The sequence below is a fragment of the Primorskyibacter marinus genome (genome assembly GCF_003313245.1).
Lineage (GTDB): Bacteria > Pseudomonadota > Alphaproteobacteria > Rhodobacterales > Rhodobacteraceae > Primorskyibacter > Primorskyibacter marinus.
On the sequence record NZ_QJSD01000002.1, the window covers coordinates 208241 to 234456 of the forward strand.

Sequence of the window (26216 nt, forward strand, 5' to 3'; positions counted from 1 at the left end):
GGAGACTTGGCCCCCGAATCCCCGAGGACTGGGTCTGATACCCAGCGCCTGCGAGCAAATCAAGTCAGTCGGTGACGATGTATTCCACCAGTTCCGTACGCTGAAAGAATTTGAAGTTGTCGTCAGAGATCATCGTCAGCCGTATGCCCTGTGCGTCCTGCCAGACGGCGATCCCTTCAAGGTTGTCATGTTTCCAGGTTATCGTCTCTAGCAGCGTTTCGGTTTCGGTGATCCTGTCGCCGTCCAGCGTGAAACGGCGCACGCGGTTTCGAAACCCAAAGCCCGAAAATTCGCGTTCCAGCAGGTAGAGCCGCCCTTCAGGGCCGAAATCCGCCCCTACGGGCAAGAAACCACCCGAGCGCGGAATTGTGAAAGGGATGGACCATGCGCTGCCGTCAAACCGGTATACGGGAAAGGAGCGGGTCAATTGGCCCGATCGTTCCGGGATGGCATAGACCCGTCCCGCTTCGTCTACCGCCAGCGCTTCCAGTCCGGCATTGTGCTGCAAGCTGGGGAAATCTTCAGCAATCGGCACCCAGGTCGCCTTGTCGAAGCTGGGATAGGCAACAACCCGGTGGAACGCTTCGAGCGAGACATACCGGCATCCGTCAGGGGCAATGGCCAGTCCTTCGGCGTCGCCACCGCCACCGATCAACGTGCCGTCATAGTCGCGCAATGCGGCGATGGGATTGGCCACTATGCCTGTGATCCGTCCATCCGTTCGCTCAAGTCGGGCCGTTACATAGCTGCCGCGGTCGCTGATTGCGTAAAGCGTTTGCCCGTCATCCGAAACTTCCAGACCCGAGAAGCCGCCAAACCGTTCGCCCTCGCCTTGCCAGACGTAAGACCCGATCAGCCGCGCGTTTTGACCCGGATCTGCGAAAGCGTTCAGCGTTGACAAAAGCCCGAGGGCACCGGCTAGCGCGCCGACAATACGGCGGCGCATTGACGGGGAAGGTCAGCCAAGGTCAGTTCGCGTTTCGGCTTGGGCTTGGGCGCGTTGGGATCCGGCGGTGGCGGGTTGAGGATGTTGTTCACCCAGCTTTTGGCATCTGCGCAGCCATCGCCAGCAGGCGGCGGCGTTTGGTCAACGCAGCCCGTCGCGCCACGGGGGCAGCGCAGGCGTACATGGAAATGGTAGTGATGCCCGTACCAGGGCCGGATCTTGTTCAGCCAGGCCCGGTCGCCGGTTTCGTCATTGCACATCTGCACCTTGGCACCGGGGAAGATGAAGATCCGGGCCACGCGCGGATCCTGTGCCGCTGCTTTGACGATCTCGTGGTGGGCGCGGGTCCAGTTGCTGTTGGTATACGCACCGCGCTCTCGCCGCATGGAGATTGACGAGATGTTTTCACGGGCGGAAACGCTGAGGTTCAGGTTATCCGCCGGGCGCAGCCATACATCGGCGTCAAGACCGACCTGATGGCTGGCATGGCCGGACAGCATGGGCCCGCCGCGCGGCTGGCTGAAATCGCCGAAATACAGACCGTTCCAACCCGGCTGCTGCGCGGCTTTCCGGCTGAGGCTCTTGGCGAAATCCACCAGTTCCGGGTGGCCCCAGTTGCGGTTTCTGGACAGGCGCATTGCCTGCCAGGTCGGACCGCTTTCTGCCAGTTGCTCACCGCCGGCAAGGCACCCTTTGGCGTAACTGCCATAGGGCGCAGGCGATTGCCCGGACCCTCCGGCCTCGTTCCCGAAAAGCTGCTTGGCGCTTTTCGAACTGAGCACACCGGCTGAACTTCCGACAGTCTCTATGGTCTTTTCTGTTTTGCCTCCACCGCAGGCGGCAAGGCCCAGGGCCAGTGCAAGGCCGGTCAAAATGCGGATCATGCTGCTCGATCTCCGTCGCTTTTGACATAGAATAGCAGAAAAAGCCCCAGAAGAAACAGCGCGATCAGCGGCGTCACGCCAAGTTGCTGCGATCCGGTCAGTTGGGTCGCGACGGCGACGCTTGCCGGGGCGATGAAACTGGTCGCTTTCCCGGCCAGAGCAAACAGGCCAAACCCCTCTGCCATATGGCCGGGCCGGGCTTGCCGGACCATCATCGTGCGGCTGGCCGACTGGATGACACCGCCCGCCGCGCCAATGATCGCGCCAAGCGTCAGGAATGTGATGTCAGGCAACCGAGAGCCTTCGGCAACCACGATCCCGAACAACGTTTCGCGGCTGACAAGGGTGATCGCGATCGCGACGAAGGTCAGGACGATGATGCAGGTGGTAATTACCGGCTTGGGGCCGAATATCGCATCTGCTCGCCCGCCGATCCAGGCAAAGATTGCACCCGCGATGATGGCGATGATCCCGAACATTCCGGTATCCACAACGCCCCAACCCAACACGCCCGCCGCGTAGATGCCGCCAAACGCGTACATTCCGTTCAACGCGTCGCGATAGAGCATCGACGAGCCGAGATAGGCGAAAAGCGACGGCGTGCGCGGCAGGTTCCGAATGGTCGAGCCCAACTGACGCATCGCCTTGCCGAATGCGCCTGTGGGCCGGGCCATGCGGCGTGGTTCGCGCACAAACAGGAAGAACGGCACCATGAATAGCGCGTACCAAAGGGCGGTCAATGGCCCGACAAACCGGGTTCCCTCGCGCTGTACGGGGTCGAAACCAAGGATCGGCTCGATCCCCAGAATTGTGCGCCCGGTGTCGGCGCTGTCTGCAAACAGCGTCAGCATGATGACAAGCGCCAGCAAGCCGCCGACATAGCCAAAGGCCCAGCCATTGCCGGAAAGTTTGCCGATGTCCTCGCGGGGGCCAAGGTCTGGCAACATGGAGTTGGTGAAGATCGTCGCCATCTCCATTCCGACCAGCCCGATGGCAAAAAACATCAGCGTGAAAAGCAGGTTGAAATCATCCGGGGCGGCGAACCAAAGCATGCCCGCGCCGATGACATACATGGCCGAGAACAGCCAAATCCACCTGATGCGGTTGCCCGAGATGTCGGCCAATGCGCCAAGAACCGGGGCAAGAACCGCTATCGCCAACCCCGCGACGGTGATGCCGTAGCCCCAAGCGGCCTGCGCGCCCGCGCCGTCATCGAGCAATTCCTTGACATATGGTCCGAAGATGAAAGTGATAAGCAACGTGTTGTAGGGCTGGCTTGCCCAGTCAAAGAAGAACCAGCCCCAGATCCGCTTGCGCAGAGATAACGTTGCCACAGTGACGGTCCCCCGGACTTGAAAGTTGCGCGACCCTGCCCCTGTGCGACTGGAAGTGTCAATCCTGCTTCGGTGGCCAGGGGCGTTGATCCTCGGCGGCGATCCAGGCCCGGATCCAGTCGGGCAGGGGCGGCGATGTGGGATTGGTGCCCAATGCCGCGGCCACCTGAGCCGGGGGGACAATTCCGTCAGGGCCGGTTACCGCCGTCCGGTAAAGGCTCTGATTGGCGCAAGCGCCGTCCTTGCGCCACATTGACTGGTCCAGATAAATGAACCTTTCGTCCCAGCCCACAAGCCGACTGCGCATCTCGACCACGTCGAACATACGGATGCGGCGGCGATAGCGCACCGAAACGCCGGCAACCGTCAAGCCCCAGCGCTGGCGTCGCAACACCCCGATCAATCCGGTGCGCTGCGCCAGAGGAATGCGTCCCAGATCATAGATCGTCAGCGTCCGGCCGTTGTTCAGTTCGGCCCAAAGGTCGATGTCCCAAGGCAGACACATATGGCGCGATACATGGGTGCCGGTGGGCGCAAGCCTGGACGCCTTGCGATTGATCACCAACTCTTTGGCCATGCGAATGAACGGGTACATCGGCAGTCTCCTTTTGCCGCACTACCTGAGCAGGGCTGCCGCGCGCGTCAATTGCAACCTTGCGGCACTCTTGCCCTTTGGGCCCTGCGCCATTACCTGTGCCAGCGGTACAGACCGTAAGGATATCCCGTATGCAATCGCTCTTTCAGATCCTAATGCTGCTGCTGGACATCGTCTGGTTCATCATCATCGCGCATGTCATCATGAGTTGGCTGATCAGTTTTCAGGTGCTCAATCTGCGGCAGCCGCTGGTGGCACAGATCTGGGACGGTCTCAACCGTCTGCTTGAACCGATCTATGGCCGCATTCGCCAGATCCTGCCGGCGATGGGCGGATTGGACTTGGCACCGCTGGTGGCGCTGGTCGCGGTTTACGCAATTCGCATCATTCTGGCGAATAACGCGGCACTGTTCTACAGCTACTGAACCCATGTCCTTTTGGGCGTTCGCTGGAATTGCCTTACGAACCCGGCGGCGCGGCCTTGTTTCACGAGACTTGGTATGTGATTGTCGGCATCAGAGCAGATGTAGATAATAAAGCAGGTTTTCATGCCCCGCGACTCCGCCAGCGCCGACGTGCTGCTAAGCGATGTATTTGGTTTTGGTGCCTTCCGTCCAGGCCAGGAAGAGATCGTTCGCGCCGTCGCTGATGGCAGCAATGTGTTGGCGATCATGCCGACTGGCGGAGGCAAGTCCCTGTGTTTCCAACTGCCCGCGCTGATGCGCGACGGCGTGACGGTGGTGATCTCGCCGCTGATCGCGCTGATGCGGGATCAGGTGCGCGGATTGCGCGAGTCGGGCGTTGCCGCCGGTGCGCTGACCTCTGGCAATACGCCGGAAGAAACGGAAACCGTCTGGCAAGAGCTTGAATCCGGCGCGCTGAAGCTGCTGTATCTCGCGCCTGAACGGCTGGCGGCAGGTGGGACCATCTCGATGTTGCGCCGCATCGGCGTGTCGATGATCGCGGTGGACGAGGCGCATTGCGTCAGTCAATGGGGCCATGATTTCCGGCCCGACTACCTGCGCATCGGCGAGTTGCGTGAATTGCTGGACGTGCCGGTTGCCGCCTTCACCGCCACGGCCGATGCGGAAACGCAGGACGAGATCGTCACGCGCCTCTTTGCCGGGGTAGAGCCTCAACGCTTCTTGCGCGGGTTTGACCGGCCCAATATCCACCTGGCCTTTGCCGGCAAGGATGGTCCCCGGCGGCAGATCCTTGATTTTGCCGAGGCGCGCAAGGGACAGTCCGGCATCGTCTATTGCGGCACACGCGCGAAGACCGAAGGCCTGTCCGGTGCCCTTCGTCAGGTCGGGCACAACGCGTGTTTCTACCATGGCGGAATGGATGCCGAGGATCGCCGCGCGGTCGAGTCGCGCTTTGCCCGAGAGGATGGGTTGATCGTTGTGGCGACTGTTGCCTTCGGGATGGGCGTCGACAAGCCCGACATCCGCTGGGTCGCCCATGCCGATCTGCCCAAAAGCATCGAGGCCTATTATCAGGAAATCGGGCGCGCCGGGCGCGATGGTGGCCCGGCCGAAACGTTGACCCTGTTCGGCCCCGAAGATATTCGCCTGCGCCGCAGCCAGATTGACGAAGGGCTGGCCCCGCCCGAACGCCGCGCTGCCGATCACGGGCGGCTGAACGCCTTGCTGGGTCTGGCCGAGGCGCTGCACTGTCGCCGTCAAACGTTGCTGGGCTATTTTGGCGAGACCGACGTATCCTGCGGGAATTGCGATCTTTGCGACCAGCCTGCCGAAGTGTTCGACGGAACAGAGGCCGTGCGAAAGGCGCTGTCGGCTGCATTGCGTACTGGCGAATATTTCGGCGCGGGCCATCTGATCGATATTCTCACCGGGAATCTGACCGAGAAGGTTCGCGACAAGGGGCATGATCGCCTGCCCACTTTCGGGGTAGGACGCGAATTTGACAAGCGCGGCTGGCAGGCGCTGTTCCGGCAGATGATGGGACACGATCTGCTGCGCCCCGATCCCGAACGCCACGGTGCGCTGCGCATGACGGATGCGGCCCTGCCACTCTTGCGCGGCGAGGCGCAGATCGACCTTCGGCGCGACAGTATTCGCGCGGCGTCGTCCAGTCGCAGACCCGCCGTCAAGGCGATGGTCAGCGAAGAGGACGCGCCGCTTCTGTCGGCGCTGAAGGCCAAACGCCGCGCCCTGGCAGAGGCAGCGCGGGTGCCTGCCTACATTATCTTCAACGATCGGACGCTGGTGGAAATGGCCGAGACACGGCCCGGAACGCTTGACCAGATGGCGCGTATCGGTGGGGTCGGCGCGAAAAAGCTGGAAAGCTACGGCGTTGCATTTCTGGAGGTCATCACAGGGGCCCAAGAAGACATGCACCCGGTGCGGCGCAAGATGGCCGGCCGCCCGTCAGCAGGCCTGTTTGACCGGTTGCAAGAAGCACAGGCGCGACTGTCTCGTGGCGAGGACGGAACCGAGAAATATCTAAGTTGCACTACGGCCACCTTGCGGCACATCGCCGAGCGGCGCCCCGGCACGGCATCGGACCTTGAGGCAATTCAGGGCATGGGCGCGCAAAAGGTGGCGCGGTTCGGCCCGGCATTTCTGGACGCGATCCACGAAGCGGGCTAAGTCCATGGATGGATTTTGAAAGGGGTTGATATGCTGATAGTGATTTCACCGGCAAAGCGGTTGGATTGGGAGGAACGGCCCGAGCACACCATGACCACGCCATCCCTTTTGGACGACGCCAACAGGCTGGCCAAAACCATGCGCAATCAGACGCTTGGCAGCTTGCAAAAGCTTATGGATCTCAGCCCGGACCTGGCGCGTCTGAACCGTGACCGCTTTCGCGCCTTTTCCGAGGAACCGCAGGCGGATGCGCTGCGCCCTGCCGCGCTGGCCTTTGCCGGTGACACCTATATGGGGCTTGAAGCGGCGTCTTTGGATGCCGACGAAATGGGTTGGGCGCAGGACCATCTGCGCATTCTGTCCGGCCTTTACGGGGTATTGCGGCCTTGCGATGCGATACAGCCGTATCGGCTGGAAATGGGCAGCAGGCTGAAGACGCGCCGCGGGAGCAACCTGTATGACTACTGGCGCGATGACCTGTCCAAAGCACTTAACGCACAGGCAGATGAGCTGGGCACCGACGTATTGGTGAATTGCGCGAGCCAGGAATATTTCGGGGCGGTTGCGCCCAAGGCACTGAAGCTGCGCGTGATTACGCCGGTCTTCATGGAGGAAAAGCCGGGCGGCCCGAAGATTGTTAGTTTCTTCGCCAAGCGCGCGCGGGGAGCGATGGCGCGGTTCATCATTCAGCACCGCCTGACTGATCCCGCCAGCCTGGCAGAGTTCGATACCGGCGGCTATGCCTTGCGTCCGGATCTCAGCACTCCGGACCGCCCGGTCTTTGTGCGCAGCGAGGCCGCGCAGGCGGCTTGACGGCTATTGCGACGGGCTGACGGATCTGGTGTCCTTGGGGCGATACCTTTCGATCATTTCCGTCAGTTCGGCCTTGCGCAGAGGCTTGGTCATGTAATCATCCAACCCGCAGGCGATGATGGCCTCGCGGTCGCCTGCCATTGCATGAGCAGTCAGCGCGACGATGGGGACGTGCTGGCCGTCTGGTTCGGCCGCACGAATGTGACCGGTGGCTTCCTTCCCGTCCATTTTCGGCATCGAGATGTCCATGAAAATCAGGTCGGGACGGTCCTCTGCCACGGCGGCGACCGCCTCTATCCCGTTTTGCGCAAAGCGCAGCGACAGATCCAAGCTGCACACCATTTTCTTGAACACCAGCTGGTTGGTCTTGTTATCCTCTGCCACCAGCAACTTCATCTGGCGCGCGCTGCCCGGAGACGTGACCGGGGCTTCCATGATGGGCGCGGGGGCGGGCCGGGGACGCGCTTTGGGTGGCGCTGCCTTCGCCAATGTTTCCAACTCGTCAAACAGCGAACGCCGAGATAACGGTTTTTGCAAGACGGCGTGAACGCATTCACGCGCGGGGTCCGCCACGGTTTCGCCGGGGATGTTTGAAAGCAACAGGATCGGCACCAAAAGCCCACGATCACGCATTTCCTGTGCAAGAGCGAGTCCGGTCGTGTCGGGTAGCTGCTGTTCGAGAATGACAACATCCGGTGCCGAGTGCAGTTTTTCCAGCGCAGCTTGCGCAGATGTGCAGATCAGGGTTTCGATGCCCAGAACGGTCAGTTGTTTTTGCATGATCATGCTGTTGACCGGCTGGTCGTCTACCACCATGACCCGGCGCAGGTTTTTCGGCAGAACCGGGTTCTGATTGGTCAATGCTTCTGCGATTGGTAGGGTGATACGAAACCCGAAGCAGGATCCGCGGCCTACTTCGGAATCCACCCAGATATTGCCACCCATCAAGTGAATAAGCCGTTTGGTGATCGCCAAGCCAAGCCCGGTGCCTTCAAACTGGCGATTGCGCTCATCCTCGACTTGATTGAACTCTCCAAAGATATGTTCGGCCTTGTCGGGGGGCAGGCCGATACCGGTATCTTCGACCGTGACATGGATCGCGGCATCCTTCTGGTCCGTGCACATGCCCACGACACGGATCAGCACATGCCCGGTTTGGGTAAATTTCAGTGCGTTGCCCATCAGATTTGTCAGAACTTGCCGCAAGCGGCCGGGATCGCCGACAAACCGGGTGGGCAGGAACATGTCGTAATCGATCATCATTTCCAGGTTCTTGTCGCGCGCCGTCGGCTGAAACAGCATCGCGACTTCGTGCAGGCTTCGTTCCAGATCAAAGGGTTCGGGATGCAGGACCAGCTTGTCTGCCTCGATTTTGGAATAGTCGAGCACGTCGTTGATGATGACCAGCAAAGCCTCGCCCGAATTCTTGATCGTCTCGGCATACAGGCGTTGTTCTTCGCTCAGATCGGTGTCTGACAGCAGATCGGCCATGCCGATGACGCCATTCATCGGGGTTCTGATCTCGTGGCTCATATTGGCGAGGAAGGTGGATTTCGCGCGGTTCGCGGCCTCTGCGCGTCGCTGCGCCTCCTTCAGTCTCTTTTCATAGCGAACGGTTTCCGTGATATTCAGCGCGATGCTGACGACGTCACCGCATTGGCCGCGCTGATCGACCAGTTTGACATATTGATCGTTCCAAAGGCGCAGCGTGATCGGCTCTGGATTGTCTGTTTCCCAACGGTCGGCCATCATGGCGCGCCATTCGGCGGACGGCTGATCGCCGATGTTCACGATCCCCTCTTCGGTGATGAGTTGCAGAATGCGGGGATAAAAAATGCCGGGCCGCACCTCTTCCAGCCCGTCGAACACCGACAGATAGGCTTGGTTGGCACCAATCATCATGTTGTCGGCATCGAAAAAGGCGAACCCGTCCTGAATCGTCCGGATGGATTGCCACAGGCGACGCTCTGCAATTTCGATCTTCTGGTTGGCAACGCTCAGGTCGGATTTCACCCGTTGGTTTTCTGTCCGCACGGTCAGCACCTCGGCGCGAGTTTCCGTGATCTCGTTCGACAGGGCGCGGGCGTGTTTGCCCAGTTTGCGATTGGCCGCAAACAGTTCCGCCTGTTTGAGTTCCAGCAGGCGTTCTGCCGCCAGCCGGGCGCGGCGTTCTTCTGACAATTTGGTTGCAAAGCTCATGCCTTGTTCCGGCTCGGTTGGTCCTGTGCCAGACGATGCGTCATTGATATGAAAAACTTCTTAAACGCCCTGATCCGCAGACTCCTTGCTAGGCTGTGTCATGTCGTGTCACCATTCAACTGATCCGGGTGAGGATCTCAGGCATCTGAAGCGCGCGTCTGGCGGTTATCAGGGCCGGGCCCCCGGTATACGGAGTTGGAGGTGTCCATGACTGCCGAAACTGTTGCCACAGCGGAATGGCGCGCGCTTGACCGGGAAGGGCGGGATCGCTGTCGTCTTGTTCGATCTGGCGCAGGGTGGATGTTGATTGGACATGCGCGATTTGCCGACGGTCAGGGGCGGTCGTATCTGGACTATGTGATCCGCTGCGACGGCGATTGGTTCACGCAAAGTGCTGACGTCACCGGCACGTTCCGCGAGCAACCGGTTGCCCTGCGTCTGCTACGAAAGGGAGATGACTGGACGCTGAACGATGTGCCTCAACCAGCGGTGGAAGGGGCGGTAGATGTCGATCTGGGTTTCACACCCGCCACCAACTTGATGCCGCTTCGCCGCTTGTGCGAGGTGGGCCGGATGCAGGCGCGTGCGGCGTGGTTGTGCGCGCCTGACGGTGCGTTGCGGCCCCTGTGTCAGGCCTATACGCGCGAGCGCGGCGGGTTGGTGAGCTACGCCGCCGAACAGACGGAATTCCAGACAGAGCTGAAGGTGTCGGATGACGGGTTCGTGGCGCTTTATCCCGGCTTTTGGGAGCGGCAAGCGACAGGCTAAATGTTGTGTGATGCGCCCTGCGACCGAACTCTTCTTGTGGGTGTCGGGTTTGCAAGAATTGATTTATCTCAGGGTGTTAGATGCGCCCGCCAGCAAGGGCGGGCGCATAGGTTCAGGTGCGTTCGATTGCCAAGGCAATGCCCTGACCGCCGCCGATGCACATTGTAATCAGGGCGCGCTTTCCGCCGATCCGTTCCAGCTCGTACAGGGCTTTGACGGTGATGATGGCACCCGTTGCACCCACCGGATGGCCAAGCGCGATGGCCCCGCCATTGGGGTTCACTTTTGCCGGATCAAGCCCCAGCCCCTTGTTGACGGCCAGCGCCTGCGCCGCAAAGGCCTCGTTGGATTCGATCACGTCGAAATCGCTGGCTTTCAGGCCCGTCCGTTCCAGAAGCGCCTCGACGGCCGGAACCGGACCGATGCCCATGACGTCCGGCCGCACACCGGCATGGGCATAGCCCAGCACCCGCGCGCGGGGCTTCAGGCCTGCCTTCTCTGCGGCACTGGCGCGCGCCAGAACCAGCGCCGCCGCACCGTCATTGATACCCGAAGCGTTGCCCGCCGTGACGGTTCCGTCCTTCTGGAAAGCCGGCCGCAGCCCGGCCAGAATTTCCGCCGTGGTCGACGCCTTGGGATGTTCATCCGTGTCAAAGGCCACCATGTCACGCTTTACCCGGACTTCTACGGGCACGATCTGGTCCTTGAAGCGTCCCTCGCTGATCGCAGCGGCTGTGCGTTTCTGGCTTTCCAGCGCAAAGGCGTCCTGTGCGTCGCGTGTGATGCCATGTTCTGCCGCGACATTCTCGGCGGTCACGCCCATATGACCGGTGCCGAAGGGGCAGTTCAACGCGCCCAGCATCATATCCAGCGTGCGGATGTCGCCCATCTTGGCACCCCAACGCTGAGCCGGCACGATATACGGACTGCGCGACATGTTCTCGGCACCGCCCGCGAGGCCGAAATCCGCATCCCCCAGCATCAGTGATTGCACGACCGAGACGATGGCCTGCGCGCCGGAGCCGCAAAGCCGGTTCACGTTCATGGCAGGCGTGGTTTCAGGGACGCCCGCCTGCATGGCGGCAACTCGGCTAAGATACATATCGCGCGGTTCGGTGTTGATGACATGGCCAAAGGTGACATGGCCGATCTGCCCACCGTCGACGCCCGCACGTTCCAGAGCAGCGCGCGCGGCAACTGTGCCAAGGTCAATGGGGGGTGTCCCGGCAAGCGCGCCGCCGAACGTGCCGACGGCGGTGCGTGCGCCGCTGAGAATAACGATATCATCTGACATGATAGGTTCCTTTACCAGTTGTTGCTGAAGTTATGACGCGGACAGCGTTATGTGGTAGCCTGCCGGAACGTCACGGGCTGCGCCACCACTTTCTGTCCCCGGTCGCATCAATCGGCGGCCCTATCCTTGTTGCGATTGTTCGGGGTCTGGTCGGCATCAAGAACGACACCAGAGGTGCGCTGCACATGCTGGCCGATATGGAAGGTTCTGTCTGGTGATTGACAGAACGTCGCCAAGCAGGGCATCACGTCCTATATGACGGATGAACATGACGATATTTTGTTGCGCCTTCCCGCACGTCTGAAAGAGGCCCGGCGCGCGCAGGACCTGTCGCTGGAGGCGGTGTCGAAACTGTCGGGCGTCTCGCGCTCTATGGTCAGCCAGATCGAGCGCGGGGAATCCTCGCCCACGATTGCAACCTTGTGGAACCTGACGCGGGCGCTTCAGGTGGATTTCGCGGGGCTGCTTGAGACCGCCGAAGTGATGCAGACCGTCGAGGTGCTGCGCGCCGATCAGGTGCCGACCATCGACAATATGGGTGAAGGGTGCCGGATTCGTATCCTGTCGCCCCCGGAAGAGGCTGGTCGGCATGAGATATACGAACTGTTGCTTCGATCAGGTGGCGTACTGGACAGCCAGCCCCATACGCGAGGTGCCCGTGAGCAACTGACAGTGGTCTCTGGCGCGGTCATGGTCCGGTCAGGGGACGCGGTAGCACGGCTTGGGCCGGGAGATACCGCACGTTATGCGGCTGACATACCTCATAAGATCGCGGCCGAAGGCGGCGAAGTTCAGGCATTCCTGATCGTGATGGGCGGCTAATCCGAAATAGGGGAAAATATCCGTGATTACGGATTTCTTCTATTTCGGAACTTGATCCGCTATGGTAGAGTTGGCTGACAAAGGAGACTCATCCCCATGACCCAGGCTTTTTTGACCCATCTGCAAGACGAACTGCGCGGTATTGAGGCTGACGGCCTGATGAAGCGCGAACGATTGATCACCTCACCGCAAGGCGCGCGTATCGATGTTGGCGGGCGCGAAGTCTTGAACCTGTGTGCCAACAACTATCTCGGGCTTGCGGATCATCCCGATCTGATTGCCGCCGCCAAAAAGGCGATGGACAATCACGGCTACGGTATGGCCTCCGTGCGGTTCATCTGCGGGACGCAGGATCTGCATACGCAACTGGAGGAGCGGCTGGCGGCCTTCCTTGGCACGGATGATGCGATCCTGTTCGCCGCATGTTTTGATGCGAATGCCGCCGTGTTCGAGCCGCTGTTGGGACCGGAAGACGCAGTCATTTCAGACAGCCTGAACCACGCGTCGATCATCGACGGCATTCGTCTGTGCAAGGCAAAACGCTATCGCTTCGCCAATTCCGACATGGACGATCTGGAGGCGCAGTTGAAAGCCGCCCGCGACGCTGGCGCGCGCCATGTGATGATCGCCACCGACGGCGTGTTCAGCATGGATGGCTATCTGGCCAAGCTGCCGGAAATCCGCGCGCTGGCCGACAGGTATGACGCGCTGCTGATGGTCGATGATTGTCACGCCACCGGCTTCATGGGGCCGAAAGGCGCAGGTACGCCCGCGCATTTCGGTATCAGCGCCGACATTCTGACCGGCACGCTGGGCAAGGCGCTTGGCGGAGCGATCGGCGGCTATATCGCCGGGCCGCAGGCGGTGGTGGATCTGTTGCGCCAACGCGCGCGGCCCTACCTCTTTTCCAACGCGCTGCCACCCGCGGTCGTGGCTGCCGGGATCGAGGCGATCCGTCTGGTCGAAGAAGGCGATGCCCTGCGCACGCAACTGTTCGAGAATGCAAAATACTGGCGCGCGGGGCTGACCCGTCTGGGGTTTGACCTGCTTCCCGGAGAGCATCCGATCATTCCGGTGATGCTGGGCGAGGCGCAATTGGCACAGAATATGGCCGCGCGGCTGTTCGAAGAAGGCGTCTATGTCTCGGGCTTTTTCTTCCCGGTGGTGCCGAAGGGCAAGGCCCGCATTCGCACGCAGATGAACGCCGCCCTGACACGCGAAGATCTGGACACAGCGCTCGCCGCCTTTGAGGTCGCGGGCAAAGCCACGGGGGTGATCTGATGGCCGAGACAATGAAAGCACTGGTCAAGGCGCAGCCCGCCGAAGGTTTGTGGCTGGAAGAGCGACCCATTCCCGAGATCGGCGCGGATGATGTATTGATCCGCGTCCACAAGACCGGGATTTGCGGCACCGATGTGCATATCTGGAACTGGGACGAGTGGGCGCAGAAAACCGTGCCGGTGCCTTTGGTGACAGGGCATGAGTTTGCGGGAGAGATCGTTGCGTTGGGACGCGATGTCGAGGATCTGAAAATTGGGCAGCGTTGTTCGGGCGAGGGCCATCTGATCGGCAAGCATAGCCGCCAGAGCCGCGCCGGTAAATTCCATCTGGATCCCGAAACGCGCGGGATCGGTGTCAATGAACAGGGTGCCTTTGCCGAATATCTGCGCCTGCCCGCGTTCAACGTGGTGCCGCTGCCGGACAGTATCCCCGACGACATTGGTGCGATCCTCGATCCACTGGGCAATGCGGTGCATACCGCGCTCAGCTTTGATCTGGTGGGCGAGGATGTGCTGATTACCGGCGCAGGCCCCATCGGCATCATGGCGGCGGCCGTTGCCCGCCATGTCGGGGCGCGCCATGTGGTCATCACGGATGTGAATGCCGACCGTTTGGCGCTGGCCGAAAGGGTCACTGACGTGGTGCCGGTGAACGTCGCCGAGCAGGATTTGGCCGAGGTCATTCCCCGCCTGAAGATGCGTCAGGGCTTTGACGTCGGGCTGGAGATGTCGGGCAATGCCCGCGCCTTCGATCAGATGGTCGATAGCCTTGTGATGGGCGGACGGATCGCGATGCTGGGCATCCCGCCGGGCAAGACACCCGTGGACTGGAGCCGCATCGTCTTCAAGGCGCTGACCATCAAGGGCGTCTATGGCCGCGAGATTTTCGAGACATGGTACAAGATGATCGCCATGCTGGAAAACGGTCTGGACGTGTCCGGCATCATCACCCATCGCTTTCCCGCCGCGGAGTTTGAAACAGGCTTCGCCGAGATGCGCGGCGGATCCAGCGGCAAGGTCGTGCTGGACTGGCGTTAACGGCCGGGCAAGCATCGGGAAGGGGGCGCTGCCCCTCTTGCCCCTTTCCGTGCCCTTGCCCAGCCCTAGCGGGCGCAAACCGTTCACAAAGCGCCTGATACCTGTGCCTCAGGCGCCGTAAGGCACCCAGACCGTTTTTATTTCGGTCGCGGCGTCCAGGAATGTCTGGCCTTCGCCTTTTTCGCCCATCCAGTCACGCGATTGGCGGTTATTCACCCAGGTGCGTTTCAGGTTGCCAGCGGCGCCGCGTTCAACCGTGGCGGCAACGTCGGTGGACGAAAAGCTCCAGACCGCGTTCACATCGGCATGCGTGGCGAGGGTCGGGGCCAGCTCTGCATGGTTGCCGGTCAGGATGTTGACGACGCCCGCAGGCACGTCAGAGGTTTCGAGCACCTGATAGAAATCCGTGGCCGCCAGCGGGAAGGGGTCCGACGCGGCCAGAACCACCCGGTTGCCCATCGCGATGGCGGGCGCCATGATCGATACCAGCCCCAGCAACGGTGCCTCGTCCGGGCAAAGCGCGCCGATCACGCCCACCGGTTCGCGCATCGCCAGCGCCACGCCGCGCAGCGGCACCGACCGCACGTCGCCGTCCAGCTTGTCCGCCCATGCGGCATAGGTGAACAGGCGGTCCACGGCGGCGTCGACCTCTTTCGCGCCCGTGCGCGTGCCGGTCATCTGGTTCAGGCGGTTGGTGAACTCCTCGGCCCGTGCTGACAGGTTCTCACCCAGATAATACAGCACCTGCGCGCGCAGATGGGCCGTCGCGGCGGGCCAGCCTTTCGCGGCCTGGGCCGCCTCGACCGCGTTGCGAATGTCCTTGCGGTTGGCGATCGGCGCCTGTCCCAGCAGCGTGCCGGATTTGCTATAGACACCGCGCGAATAGCCGCCATCGGGCCGCGCCTGCTTGCCCCCGATATAAAGCTTGGCCGTCCGGTCTATACCGTCCTCCGGCCCCTTGTCGCCTGTGAAGGCTTCGATCTTGGTCAGGGGCTTCGGCTTGCCTATGGGTTTCGTATAGGCGGTCAGCCCTTCCCAGCCGCCTTCGCGGCCAAAGCCGCTCTCGCGCATGCCGCCAAACCCTGCTGCGGCGTCGAGCATATTGGTGCCATTTATCCAGACCACGCCGGCGACCAGCTTGGGGGCCATGTCCAGCGCCACGTTGATGTTCTCGCTCCACACGCTTGCGGCAAGGCCGTAGCGGGTGTTGTTGGCCAGTTCCACCGCCTCTGACGGGGTGCGGAAGGTGGTGCCAACCAGCACGGGACCGAAGATTTCGTCCTGCATCAACGTGCTGGCGGGGCTAAGCCCGGTGATCAGCGTTGGCGGATAGTAGCAGCCTTTCGCAGGCAAGGTGGCGGCAGAGCGGTATGTTTCACCTTCGGTATTGCCATCGACCATGCGGGCGATGCTGTCGCGCTGCACCGGATCCACGATGGCACCGATGTCGATGCATTTGTCCAACGGGTCGCCCACGCGCAGCCCGTCCATGCGGCGGCGCAGACGGCGGTAGAAATCCTCTGCCACGCCTTCTTGGACCAGCAGGCGCGAACCCGCACAGCAGACCTGACCGCCATTGAACCAGATCGCATCGACCAGCCCTTCGACGGCGGAGTCCAGATCGGCATCCTCGAACACGATGTATGGGGATTTGCCGCCCAGCTCCAGCGTCAGGGATTTACCCGATCCGGCAGTGGTTTCGCGGATGGCGCGCCCCACCTCTGTCGATCCGGTGAAGGCGATCTTGTCCACATCTGCATCGACGATCATCCGGCCCACATCGCCATCGCCGGTCACGATGTTCACGACGCCCTTGGGCAGCCCGGCCTGACGGCAGATATCGGCAAAAAGCAACGCGGTCAGCGAGGTGTATTCCGCGGGCTTCAGCACAACCGTGTTGCCCATCGCCAGCGCGGGCGCGATCTTCCATGACAGCATCAGCAGCGGAAAGTTCCACGGGATGATCTGGCCACAAACCCCCAAAGCTTCGCGCCCCGCTTGGGTCTTTTCCATAAGTTGCGCCATGCCGGCGTGATAGTAGAAATGCCGCTGTGCCAAAGGCACGTCGATGTCGCGGCTTTCGCGGATCGGCTTGCCGTTATCCAGCGTCTCCAGCACCGCAAACAGTCGCGCGTGCTTTTGTAGAAGGCGTGCCAAGGCGTACAGGTGCCGCGCCCGGCCGGGTCCGCCAAGCTGCGCCCATTTGCCCTGCGCGGCCCGCGCGGCGGCCACGGCGCTGTCCACATCTGCCTGCGTGGCCTGGGTGAGCGTGGCCAGAACATTGCCATTCGCGGGGTTGCGACTATCAAACCCTGCGCCGGGCTTGGTAAATCTGCCATCAATGAAATGACCAAATCCATCGCTGTGTTCCGCGAGCCAGGCCAAAGCCTCGGCAGCGCTTTCAGGGGCAGGTCCATAATCCATGGTCTCAAAGATCTCTTTTACGGTCATGACGGAGTGCCTTTCAGCAGAAGAAACACGATCAGCGCGGCGTAAAGCGCGGCAATGGCCCAGCAGGCATAGTTGATAAGGCGCGTGCGCTTGTGCAGCGCCGCATAGCTGCGCAATCCGTCGGGCAGGTCGTCGTCCGGGGGCGGGCTGAATAACGGTTCCGGACCGAGCAGCCGTTGCATGCGCGTCGGCAGATCGCGCACAGCACGGCGCAAACGGCGGCGGCGCCACATGGTCGACAACACGACCAGCATGGTGAAAACAGCGAAAAGCGCGTGGTTGCTGGACATTGGCATGGCGGCTTAACTCATCGCATGTCGCCACGACGCCGAATAGGCACCGGTGACGTGATGTTCCAACTGCCGCTCTATATCGCCCAGCAGCGACGATGCGCCAAAGCGGAACAGGTCCGGCTGCACCCACTGGTGGCCCAGCTCGTCCTTCATCAGCGCCAGATAGGTCAGCGCGTCCTTGGCCTTGGATATGCCGCCAGCGGGTTTGTACCCGACGCGGTAGCCGGTTTCGTCGAAAAACGCGCGGATCGCGCGCACCATGACCAGCGTCACTGGCAGCGTGGCGTTCACGCTTTCCTTGCCGGTGGAGGTCTTGATGAAATCGGCTCCCGCCATCATGCAGATCAACGAGGCGCGGGCGACATTCTGCAACGTCCCCAGCTCTCCGGTGGCGAGGATCGCCTTGACATGGGCATCCCCGCAGGCGGCGCGAAAGGCGCGCATCTCGTCGTAAAGCGCCTGCCAGTTGCCGGTCAGGACATGCCGCCGAGAGATCACGATGTCGATCTCGGACGCACCGGCGCGCACGCTTTCCTCGATCTCGGCGACGCGCAGATGAAAGGGCGACAGCCCGGCGGGAAAGCCTGTGGACACGGCGGCGACCGGAATGCCGGACCCTTGCAGCGCCTGCACCGCGCATTCCACCATGTCGTGATACACGCAGACCGCGCCCGTGGTCAGGCCCTCCACGCCCAATGCGGCCAGCAGATCGGCGCGCACCGGCTGGCGGGCCTTGGCGCACAGGCGGCGCACGCGGCCTTCGGTGTCGTCACCCGAAAGGGTGGTCAGGTCAATGCAACTGATCGCCTTGAGCAGCCAGGCGGCCTGATGGTCCTTCTTGACAGAACGCCGCCCCGGCAGCGATGCCGCGCGTCGTTCGATGGCGGACCGGTTGGCCCGCGCTCGCGCCACCCAGTCAAGGTCAAGCTCCATCCCCGGATTGCGCGGTTTCAGCGCTTGCGGAAGCTGATGCGTGGCGGTTGTTGTCTTGCTGTCCATCTTCATGCCCCGACTGCTGCACAGGGATCAAACGTGACACGGTGCCGACCCGCTGGCAAGCTTGCGCGTCGCGTCAGCCCCAGTAGCGGGCGATCTGTTCGCCAAACCACGTCTTGAACCGGGTTTTCTGCGGTCGCAGGATCGGCAGATGCACGATGCGCGGCTTGGGCTGATCTGACCAGATCACCTCGGACGGCTCGAAGATGCGCTTGTTGTATTGCGGCGGGAAAACGTAAAAGCGCAGGTCCGATTCCCACAGCAGTTCGCGGAACGTCACCTGATCGACACGGAATCCGGCCACGGCAAAAGCGCGGCTCCATTCCCGAAAGAAGTCAAACACACGGTCGGAGGATCGATACAGCAACACGCCGCAATTGATCTCGGGGAAGGCGTCTGGCGGCTCTTTGCGCCAGACCTTGCGATGCCGGGGACGATGCCACAGCATGACATGCGCGCCGCACAGTTCGAATTTCTGCAACAGGTCGAACAGGCTGTCCAGATCGGCGCGGATGATCGTGTCATTATCAAGGTAAAGCGTTTCGTCGAAGGGCGTGTCGGGCAACAGATCGACCTTGGGGCGTTTCAACCCTTCGGGGATCACGAAGCTGAGGTCAAAGCCGGTGGTGTCATCGCCTTCGGCGCACCAGATACAGGTCTGAAGACCGGGATTCGACTTCTTGACGCTGGCCGCTGATCGCCGGGCCACATCCACATGGGCACTGCCCCATGCAATATACATCACCCCGCGTCCGCCTGTTCGGTCCATTACCCGGCCTTTCCTGCCAATTCCTGCCCAGTTTGTCATAGCGCGGGGTCAGGCTGGGGTAAATCGGCGCTTTAGTTGCGAATAATTCTCAATATCATTGACTTTGTGAGAATGACTCGCATATGCATGCCATATGAAACGTCGCAATCTCCTTTTGGGCCTGGCTGGGGCCACTGCCGTCACTACGCTTCCGCGCATCGCGGCGGCGCAGGACACCCTCACAATTGTCGCAACCACCGGCATGATTGCCGACACCGCGCGCCGCATTGCCGGTCCGCTGGCAGAGGTGCGCGGGTTGATGGGGCCGGGGGTCGACCCGCATTCATATCGTCAGACGCGCTCTGACATCGTGGCGATTACCCGCGCCGATCTGGTGTTGTGGCACGGGCTTTATCTTGAGGCGCAGATGGAGGAATTCTTCAAGCGACTTGAGACATCCCGCAACGTCGTCGCAGTGGGCGAGGCGGTTCCGTCCGACTTGCTGCTGCGTCACGCCGACTATGAGAACAAGGCCGATCCGCATGTCTGGATGGCACCAGAGCTGTGGCGCCCGGTGGCTTTGCGTGTCCGTGATGCCTTGATTGACGCTCGCCCCGAACACGCGGAAATATTCACCGCCAATGCCGAGGTTTTCGTGGCCGAGATCGACGCGCTGGTCGCCTATGCGCACGAAACGCTTGCCAAGGTGCCCGAACCTGCCCGCGTTCTTGTCACGGCGCATGACGCATTCGGTTATTTCGGCCGGGCCTACGGGTTTGAGGTTCTGGGCATCCAGGGCATCTCGACCGAGAGCGAAGCGGGGCTGCAACGGATCCGGATGCTGGTAGATACGCTGGTGACGCGCGACATAAAGGCGGTGTTCGTCGAAAGCTCTGTCTCTGATCGCAACATTCGTGCGCTGGTCGAAGGTGCCGCCGCACAGGGCCATGACGTTCGCATCGGCGGAGAGCTTTTCTCGGATGCGATGGGCCAGGCCGATACATATGAAGGCACCTATATCGGGATGCTGGATCACAATATCACCGTGATTGCCCGCGCGCTTGGGGCCGATGTGCCTGCGCAGGGCATGTCCGGCAAGCTGTCGGCAGGGATTTGATATGAAAGACGCAATGCCACAATTGGCAACCGATGAAGGCCGCCCCGTCGCGGACACCCTTGCGCAAAGCCCGCTGGCGATTCGTGGGATGACGGTTTCATATGGCGAGGAGCCAGCGATATTCTCCATCGACCTGACGGCAGAGCCCGGTGCGATGACGGCCATTATCGGCCCGAACGGCGCAGGTAAGTCGACGCTTCTGAAAGCCGCACTTGGGATCGTCCGCCCCCTGTCCGGGAGAGCGACGGTCTTTGGCAAACCGTTGGCGAAACAGCGCGCCCGCATCGCCTATGTGCCGCAGCGCGCCAGCGTCGATTGGGATTTTCCGACCACGGTGATGGATGTCGCCCTGATGGGGTTAAGCCGCGAGCTTGGCCTGTTGCGCCCCGTCCGGGCACGGCATGTGACGCGCGCGCTGGCCTGTCTTGACCGCGTCGGCATGGCCGATTTCGCGGATCGTCAGATCGGCCAGCTATCGGGCGGGCAGCAGCAGCGCGTGTTTCTTGCCCGCGCGTTGGCGCAGGATGCAGAGCTTTACCTGCTGGACGAACCTTTCGCCGGTGTTGATGCCGCGACAGAGCGCGCGATCATCGTCGTTCTGAAAGAATTGCGCGCAGAGGGGCGCACGGTTGTCGCTGTGCATCACGACCTGTCAACGGTGGCGCAGTATTTCGACAATGTCTTCCTGATCAACCGTCGCAAGATTGCCGAAGGGTCGGTCGAGACCGCCTTTACCGCCGCCAACCTGCAAGAGGCCTATGGCGGACGTCTGGCGACCGGGCAGATTGACCAATTGGTTCTGGGGACGGTCTAAGCCATGCTGCGTGACGCGCTTCTTCTTCAAATGGGCTATAACGCAACGCTGGTGGCGTTGGGGGCGGCCAGTCTTGGCGTCGCGGCGGGGGCGACCGGCACGTTTCTGTTCCTGCGCAAACGCTCGCTTGTGTCGGACGCGATAAGCCATGCGACCCTTCCCGGTATCGGTCTGGCCTTTCTGGTGATGGTGGCGCTTGGCGGCGATGGCCGCTGGCTGCCGGGATTGCTGGCGGGTTCGGCACTGTCGGCGCTGGCGGGGTTGCTGTGCGTCACATGGCTGACACGGCATACCAGACTGGCCGAAGACGCCGCGATCGGCGCGGTTTTGTCGGTATTCTTCGGCGCGGGGATCGTCATCCTGACGGTCATTCAAACACTGTCCAGCGGACGGCAAGCGGGGCTGGAAACCTTCCTTCTGGGATCCACGGCGGGAATGTTGTTCAGTGACGCGCTGACGCTGGCGATTGGCGGGACATTGGTTCTGGCACTGGCGCTGTTGCTGCGGCGGCCGATGATCCAGGTCGCTTTTGATCCGGGATATGCCGAGACTGCGGGCACCTCTGTCAGCCGGACCGACTTTTTGACCATGGCGCTGGTGATGGCGATTACCGTGGTAGGGCTGAAGATCGTCGGGCTGATCATGATCGTGGCCTTGCTGATTATCCCCGCTGTCACCGCGCGTTTCTGGACCAACCGGGCGGAATATGTGGTGGCGCTGGCAGGGCTGTTCGGCGGTCTGGCGGGTTATCTCGGCGCTGCGATCTCTGCCACCGCCCCCGCCTTGCCGACGGGGCCAATTATTGTGCTGATCGGCTTTGCGCTGTTCGTGGTGTCGTTGCTTGTTGCACCGGGGCGGGGGGTACTGGCTGCTGCGCTGCGATACCGGCGATTTCAGCGACGCGTGCATCTGCGGCAGGGGTTGATTTCATTGGCGCAAGGCCAGCCGGTCTATGAACGTCTGACCCGCAGGCTTTTGCGGCGCGAGGGGTTTCTGAGGGCCGATAACGTGATCACCGATGCGGGCCGCGCACGCGCTGCAAAAATCCTGCGCGACGAGACCCGATGGCAAGCGGTGCGGCGCAGCGACAGCCTGGCACCGTTGGCGATGCAGGACAACGGTATGACCGATATCGCGTCGGTCCTGACCGCCGACCAACTGGCCGAGATCGATCGCCGCATCGGCGGGCCAAAGGGGGTGACACCATGATCGGCGCAGAGTTCATGGCGCTTTCGCTGCCGCCCCTGCTGATCGGCACATTCGCGGCCATTGCCTGCGCGTTGCCCGGCAACTTCCTTGTGCTGCGCAGGCAGGCGCTGATCGGGGATGCAATCAGTCATGTGGTGCTTCCGGGGATCGTGGTGGCATTCCTTGTGACCGGGCGGATTGGCACTTGGCCGATGATGCTGGGGGCGGCAGGGGCCGCGCTGATTGCCGTTGGGTTGATAGAGCTGATCCGGCGGCTGGGCCGCGTGGATGCGGGCGCGGCGATGGGCGTAACCTTTACGGCGATGTTTGCGGGCGGGGTGCTGCTGCTGGAGCAATCCGACACATCGTCGGTGCATCTGGACGTACAACATGCGCTTTACGGCAATCTCGAAAGCCTGATCTGGCTTGAAGCGGCGGGGTGGGAATCCCTTCTCGACCCCGTGGCGCTGGCCTCCCTGCCGCCGGAACTGACCCGGATCACGGTGACCTTGGTGGCGGTTGTGGCATTCATTCGGCTGCTGTGGCGGCCGCTGAAGATCTCGACCTTCGATGAGGGGTTTGCGCGCGCACAGGGTGTTCCTGCGACGATACTTGGTTTGGCGCTGGTGGTAACGGCGGCATCAGCGGCGGTTGCGGCGTTTGATGCGGTGGGGTCGATCATCGTGATTGCGATGTTCATCTGCCCGCCCGCCGCGGCGCGCCTGATGACCGAACGGCTGGAAGCGCAAATCTGGTGGAGTGTGGCGTTTGCCTGCCTGTCAGCGGTGCTGGGCTATGTGCTGGCCGGATATGGCCCGCTATGGCTGGGTGGACAAAATTCCGTCAGCGCGGCTGGGATGATCGCGACGGTGTCGGGGATGATCCTTGCGGCAACGGCCCTGTTCGCGCCGCACCGCAAGGCGTCTTAGGTCGGCACCCTATGACGCGGGTTTGATCCCATTGAGTGCCTGCGGCACGCAGGTTTCTGGTGCGTGTTGCGACGTGAGCCCGCGCCCGATCTGTCTTGGACAGTTTTCGAGCGCGGGTTGTGTCACGGTAGTCAGATGCCGGAGTCGATGATCGCCTTGGCGAGGATCGGCACCGTGGTCTTGTTCAGCCCCGCAATGTTGAGGCGGCTGTCACCGACCAGATAGATGCCGTGATCTCTGCGCAGGGTGTCGACCTGATCAGGCGTGCAGCCGAGGCGAGAGAACATGCCACGATGCTGCGCGATGAAGCCGAAGCGGTCCGAGCCTGAAAGGCGTTGCAGCTCGCCCGCCAACTGTTCGCGCAGGTCAAGCAGGCCTTTGCGGATGTCTTCCACTTCTGATGCCCAGTCGGCGCGCAGGGCCTCGTCTGTCAGGACCATGGTTACCAGTCGCGCGCCATGATCAGGTGGGAAGGAAAAGTTCTGACGGTTGAGATAGGCCAGCGAGTCCTGGTTAAGCTTGCGTGCAGAGGCGTCCTGCGACACGGCCATCAGAAGGCCGGCACGCTCCCGGTACACGCCAAAGTTTTTCGAGCAGCTTGCCGCGATCAGGCATTCGGGTACGGAAGACGCGACCAGACGTGTGCCTGCTGCGTCTTCTTCCAGCCCGTCGCCAAAACCCTGATAGGCGATGTCGATCATCGGCGTCGCGCCGGTCTTGAGCAGCAGGTCAACAACCGCCTGCCACTGTGTCAGGTTCAGGTTTGCGCCGGACGGGTTGTGGCAGCAACCATGCAGCAGCACGAGGTCGCCCTTCTTGATCTGCGCCAGATCTTCCATCATGCCGTCGAAATCAACGGCACCGGTGTCGTTGTCGAAATAACGGTAGGAGATCGTCGGCAGGCCCATGAACTTCAGGATCGACAGGTGGTTCGGCCATGTCGGATCAGACACGAAGACGCGGACATCGGGGTTGGCCATTCGGGCCATTTCGAACGCGTGACGTACGGCACCCGTGCCGCCGGGGGTTGCGGCAGCGGCGACGTTTTCACGCTCTACCGCATCGCCCAGAACAAGCGCGATCAGCGCGTCGGAAAAGGCCGGATCGCCAGCAAGGGCGACGTAGCTCTTGGTGGTTTCTTCTTCCCACAGACGCTTTTCCGCCGCCTTGACGGCGCGCATCACAGGCGTCACCCCTTCGGGGTTCTTGTAGACACCGACGCCCAGGTCGATCTTGGTCTCGCGCGGATCTTCCTTATAGGCCTGCATCAGCGCAAGGATCTTGTCGGCGGGTTGGGCTTTGAGGTTTTCGAACATCAGGCGTCTCCGGTGGCGACGGGAACCGTTGGGAACATGCCCCATTCGGCCCAGGATCCGTCGTAAAGTGCGTGGTCGGTCTTGCCCATACGCTCCAGCGCGAGGGACAGGATCGCGGCTGTGACACCCGATCCGCAAGTGGTGATGGCAGGCTGGGCAAGATCGACGCCCGCCTCCTCGAATATCGTGCGCAACTGCTGTGGTGGCTTCATCGTGCCGTCGTCGTTCAGCAATGTTGCGTAGTGGACGTTGCGCGCGCCGGGAATGTGGCCCGCGCGCAATCCTTCGCGTGGTTCGGGCTCTGCTCCGGCAAATCGGCTGGGCGCGCGCGCGTCGATGATTTCATGGTTGCGCAGCTTGGAGGCCGAGGCCACCTGTGTGACATCCTTGACCATATGGTTCTGGCGGCGCACCGTCATGTGGCGGTCGCGCACGATCGGGGGCATATCTTCGGTCGGACGATCCTCGGCCAGCCATTTTGGCAGCCCGCCATCCAGAACGGCGATGTTGAACTGGCCCATCAGGCGGAACAGCCACCAGACGCGCGCGGCAGAGAAGATCCCCATGCCGTCATAGACCACCACCTGATGCCCGTCGCCGACGCCCATCGCCCGCAGGCGTGACATGAACTTCTCGACCGGCGGCACCATATGCGGCAGGTCCGAGCGATTGTCCGCGATTTCGGCGATGTCGAAAAAGCGGGCACCGGGAATATGCGCCGCGTCATACTCGCTGCGTGGATTGCGGCCCGTATCGGGCAAGTACCACGACGCGTCAAGGATGCGCAGGTCAGGATCCTTGAGATGCGCCGCGAGCCAGTCCGTCGAGACCAGTGTCCTGGGATCGTCTTGTGCCATGTTTCCCCCGAGATCAGTTGCGTCTTTGCATACGGTCTGTGGGGCATAGTGGCAAGTGTCAGACGGCCTCGCAGGGCGGTCTGCGTGCCGATCGTCGCTTATTTTTCCATCCTGTTGCGGACATAATCGAGAACGACCAGAGCCACGCAGCCCGACAATGTCGGCAGGATGGTTTCGTCAAGGCGGCCTTTGGTCCCGACGCGAGCGGTGGTCAACCTGCCGTGGGCGAGGGGCTTCAGCCGCGCGCCGTCACGGTGCGGCCAGCCGGGCAAGGTCAAAAGCCGATAATGAGGTGCGTAATGGGTGCTCTTCCGGCAAAGGCCGGAAATCGCGCCAATTGCGCACGGGCCATGGTCCGGTCAGGTGCGTTTGCGAACAAAATCTCGAAGCTTTTTGTTTGGACGCTCAGTGGTTCTGACGCAGCAGGCGCTGTTTCTGGCGGCCCCAGTCGCGCTTTGCCTCTGTGGCGCGCTTGTCGTGGTTTTTCTTGCCCTTGGCGATGCCGATCTTCAGCTTCACGATGCCCCGATGGTTGAAATACATCACCAGCGGCACAAGGGTCATGCCCTTGCGCCGGGTTTCGTTCCACAGCCGGGCAAGTTCCCTGCGGCTGGCAAGAAGCTTGCGGCGCCGGCGATCCTCGTGCCCGAACATGGCCTGATCGTAGGGGGCGATGTACGCGTTCACCAACCACAGCTCGCCGTCGTCGACAGTGGCATAGCTTTCAGCAATGTTGGACTGCCCGGTGCGCAGGGATTTCACCTCTGATCCCATCAGAATGATGCCCACTTCGAGATCATCCTCGATGGCATAATCGTAGCGCGCGCGCCGGTTCTCGGCGATCACCTTGTAGTTCGGGTCTGATATTGTCTTGGCCATGATGGGTGTGATTACACGGCCACGCGCCGGCTGTCACGCGGGT

Annotated in this window: 26 protein-coding genes; 12 read left to right on the top strand and 14 right to left on the bottom strand. The window is 61.8% G+C overall.

Features of this window, described 5'->3' with window-relative positions; translation table 11 throughout:
- Positions 1-64: 64 nt before the first annotated feature.
- From DMZ65_RS04925 to DMZ65_RS04940, 4 genes are read right to left on the bottom strand one after another with little or no spacing between them, the layout of a single operon-like run.
- On the bottom strand, positions 65-946 hold the full coding sequence (locus tag DMZ65_RS04925) for an esterase-like activity of phytase family protein (protein ID WP_116597806.1): 882 nt from the start codon (positions 944-946) through the stop codon (positions 65-67).
- On the bottom strand, positions 919-1830 hold the full coding sequence (mepA, locus tag DMZ65_RS04930) for a penicillin-insensitive murein endopeptidase (protein WP_116597807.1): 912 nt from the start codon (positions 1828-1830) through the stop codon (positions 919-921). Before mepA ends, DMZ65_RS04925 begins: the two co-directional genes overlap by 28 nt.
- On the bottom strand, positions 1827-3164 hold the full coding sequence (locus tag DMZ65_RS04935) for an MFS transporter (protein ID WP_116597808.1): 1338 nt from the start codon (positions 3162-3164) through the stop codon (positions 1827-1829). Before DMZ65_RS04935 ends, mepA begins: the two co-directional genes overlap by 4 nt.
- Before the next feature lie 58 nt (positions 3165-3222).
- Complete coding sequence (locus DMZ65_RS04940) at positions 3223-3759, bottom strand: acyl-CoA thioesterase (RefSeq protein WP_116597809.1); 537 nt, start codon at positions 3757-3759, stop codon at positions 3223-3225.
- 131 nt (positions 3760-3890) lie between these two features.
- Between DMZ65_RS04940 and DMZ65_RS04945 the strand changes: the two genes are divergently transcribed.
- The 3 genes from DMZ65_RS04945 to yaaA all read left to right on the top strand — a co-directional run bounded on the left by DMZ65_RS04945 (position 3891) and on the right by yaaA (position 7184).
- On the top strand, positions 3891-4184 hold the full coding sequence (locus tag DMZ65_RS04945; RefSeq protein WP_116597810.1) for a YggT family protein: 294 nt from the start codon (positions 3891-3893) through the stop codon (positions 4182-4184).
- Positions 4185-4307: 123 nt separating this feature from the next.
- Positions 4308-6371: a DNA helicase RecQ gene (gene recQ, locus DMZ65_RS04950; RefSeq protein ID WP_116597811.1), complete on the top strand. Its 2064-nt coding sequence runs from the start codon at positions 4308-4310 to the stop codon at positions 6369-6371.
- 30 nt (positions 6372-6401) lie between these two features.
- Positions 6402-7184: a peroxide stress protein YaaA gene (yaaA, locus tag DMZ65_RS04955; protein ID WP_116597812.1), complete on the top strand. Its 783-nt coding sequence runs from the start codon at positions 6402-6404 to the stop codon at positions 7182-7184.
- Positions 7185-7187: 3 nt separating this feature from the next.
- Here the strand turns inward: yaaA and DMZ65_RS04960 are convergent, their stop codons facing one another.
- The gene (locus DMZ65_RS04960) at positions 7188-9383 is read right to left on the bottom strand and encodes a response regulator (protein WP_116597813.1); all 2196 of its coding nucleotides are present in this window, start codon (positions 9381-9383) and stop codon (positions 7188-7190) included.
- 207 nt (positions 9384-9590) lie between these two features.
- On the opposite strand from DMZ65_RS04960, the gene DMZ65_RS04965 reads away from it, so the two are divergent.
- Positions 9591-10151 (top strand): putative glycolipid-binding domain-containing protein, encoded by a 561-nt coding sequence (locus tag DMZ65_RS04965; protein ID WP_116598123.1) that lies wholly within the window; start codon positions 9591-9593, stop codon positions 10149-10151.
- 112 nt (positions 10152-10263) lie between these two features.
- On the opposite strand, the gene DMZ65_RS04970 is transcribed toward DMZ65_RS04965, so the two are convergent.
- Positions 10264-11445, bottom strand: coding sequence for an acetyl-CoA C-acyltransferase family protein (locus DMZ65_RS04970; protein ID WP_116597814.1), 1182 nt, complete (start codon positions 11443-11445; stop codon positions 10264-10266).
- Between the two features lie 32 nt (positions 11446-11477).
- On the opposite strand from DMZ65_RS04970, the gene DMZ65_RS04975 reads away from it, so the two are divergent.
- The 4 genes from DMZ65_RS04975 to tdh all read left to right on the top strand — a co-directional run bounded on the left by DMZ65_RS04975 (position 11478) and on the right by tdh (position 14585).
- Entirely contained in the window at positions 11478-11663 is a 186-nt protein-coding gene (locus DMZ65_RS04975; RefSeq protein ID WP_116597815.1) for a hypothetical protein, read from the top strand.
- A 37-nt stretch (positions 11664-11700) separates the two neighbouring features.
- Positions 11701-12267, top strand: a complete 567-nt coding sequence (locus tag DMZ65_RS04980; protein ID WP_116597816.1) for a helix-turn-helix domain-containing protein — start codon at positions 11701-11703, stop codon at positions 12265-12267.
- A 96-nt stretch (positions 12268-12363) separates the two neighbouring features.
- Positions 12364-13548: a glycine C-acetyltransferase gene (locus DMZ65_RS04985; protein WP_116597817.1), complete on the top strand. Its 1185-nt coding sequence runs from the start codon at positions 12364-12366 to the stop codon at positions 13546-13548.
- A gap of 11 nt (positions 13549-13559) precedes the next feature.
- Positions 13560-14585, top strand: a complete 1026-nt coding sequence (tdh, locus tag DMZ65_RS04990; protein WP_116598124.1) for an L-threonine 3-dehydrogenase — start codon at positions 13560-13562, stop codon at positions 14583-14585.
- Positions 14586-14693: 108 nt separating this feature from the next.
- Here tdh and DMZ65_RS04995 read toward each other — a convergent pair whose 3' ends face one another.
- The 4 genes from DMZ65_RS04995 to DMZ65_RS05010 all read right to left on the bottom strand — a co-directional run bounded on the left by DMZ65_RS04995 (position 14694) and on the right by DMZ65_RS05010 (position 19094).
- Positions 14694-17036, bottom strand: coding sequence for an aldehyde dehydrogenase family protein (locus tag DMZ65_RS04995; protein WP_116597818.1), 2343 nt, complete (start codon positions 17034-17036; stop codon positions 14694-14696).
- The gene (locus tag DMZ65_RS05000) at positions 17033-17326 is read right to left on the bottom strand and encodes a hypothetical protein (RefSeq protein WP_116597819.1); all 294 of its coding nucleotides are present in this window, start codon (positions 17324-17326) and stop codon (positions 17033-17035) included. Before DMZ65_RS05000 ends, DMZ65_RS04995 begins: the two co-directional genes overlap by 4 nt.
- Before the next feature lie 12 nt (positions 17327-17338).
- On the bottom strand, positions 17339-18328 hold the full coding sequence (deoC, locus tag DMZ65_RS05005) for a deoxyribose-phosphate aldolase (RefSeq protein WP_116598125.1): 990 nt from the start codon (positions 18326-18328) through the stop codon (positions 17339-17341).
- A gap of 73 nt (positions 18329-18401) precedes the next feature.
- A complete protein-coding gene (locus DMZ65_RS05010) occupies positions 18402-19094 on the bottom strand; it encodes a glycosyltransferase family protein (RefSeq protein ID WP_116597820.1) in 693 nt (230 codons plus the stop codon).
- Positions 19095-19227: 133 nt separating this feature from the next.
- Between DMZ65_RS05010 and DMZ65_RS05015 the strand changes: the two genes are divergently transcribed.
- From DMZ65_RS05015 to DMZ65_RS05030, 4 genes are read left to right on the top strand one after another with little or no spacing between them, the layout of a single operon-like run.
- Positions 19228-20190, top strand: coding sequence for a metal ABC transporter solute-binding protein, Zn/Mn family (locus DMZ65_RS05015; protein ID WP_116597821.1), 963 nt, complete (start codon positions 19228-19230; stop codon positions 20188-20190).
- 13 nt (positions 20191-20203) lie between these two features.
- Positions 20204-21004, top strand: a complete 801-nt coding sequence (locus DMZ65_RS05020; RefSeq protein ID WP_116598126.1) for a metal ABC transporter ATP-binding protein — start codon at positions 20204-20206, stop codon at positions 21002-21004.
- Between the two features lie 3 nt (positions 21005-21007).
- Positions 21008-22213: a metal ABC transporter permease gene (locus DMZ65_RS05025; RefSeq protein ID WP_116597822.1), complete on the top strand. Its 1206-nt coding sequence runs from the start codon at positions 21008-21010 to the stop codon at positions 22211-22213.
- Positions 22210-23121 carry a metal ABC transporter permease gene (locus DMZ65_RS05030; protein WP_116597823.1) on the top strand — a complete coding sequence of 304 codons (912 nt, stop codon included), beginning with the start codon at positions 22210-22212 and terminating at the stop codon, positions 23119-23121. Before DMZ65_RS05025 ends, DMZ65_RS05030 begins: the two co-directional genes overlap by 4 nt.
- 131 nt (positions 23122-23252) lie before the next feature.
- On the opposite strand, the gene DMZ65_RS05035 is transcribed toward DMZ65_RS05030, so the two are convergent.
- The 4 genes from DMZ65_RS05035 to smpB form a co-directional block, all read right to left on the bottom strand.
- Complete coding sequence (locus DMZ65_RS05035; RefSeq protein WP_116597824.1) at positions 23253-24437, bottom strand: amino acid aminotransferase; 1185 nt, start codon at positions 24435-24437, stop codon at positions 23253-23255.
- Complete coding sequence (gene sseA, locus DMZ65_RS05040; RefSeq protein ID WP_116597825.1) at positions 24437-25294, bottom strand: 3-mercaptopyruvate sulfurtransferase; 858 nt, start codon at positions 25292-25294, stop codon at positions 24437-24439. Before sseA ends, DMZ65_RS05035 begins: the two co-directional genes overlap by 1 nt.
- A 98-nt stretch (positions 25295-25392) precedes the next feature.
- Positions 25393-25572: a hypothetical protein gene (locus DMZ65_RS19645; RefSeq protein ID WP_198662627.1), complete on the bottom strand. Its 180-nt coding sequence runs from the start codon at positions 25570-25572 to the stop codon at positions 25393-25395.
- Between the two features lie 127 nt (positions 25573-25699).
- A complete protein-coding gene (smpB, locus tag DMZ65_RS05045; RefSeq protein WP_116597826.1) occupies positions 25700-26173 on the bottom strand; it encodes an SsrA-binding protein SmpB in 474 nt (157 codons plus the stop codon).
- Between the last annotated feature and the right edge of the window lie 43 nt (positions 26174-26216).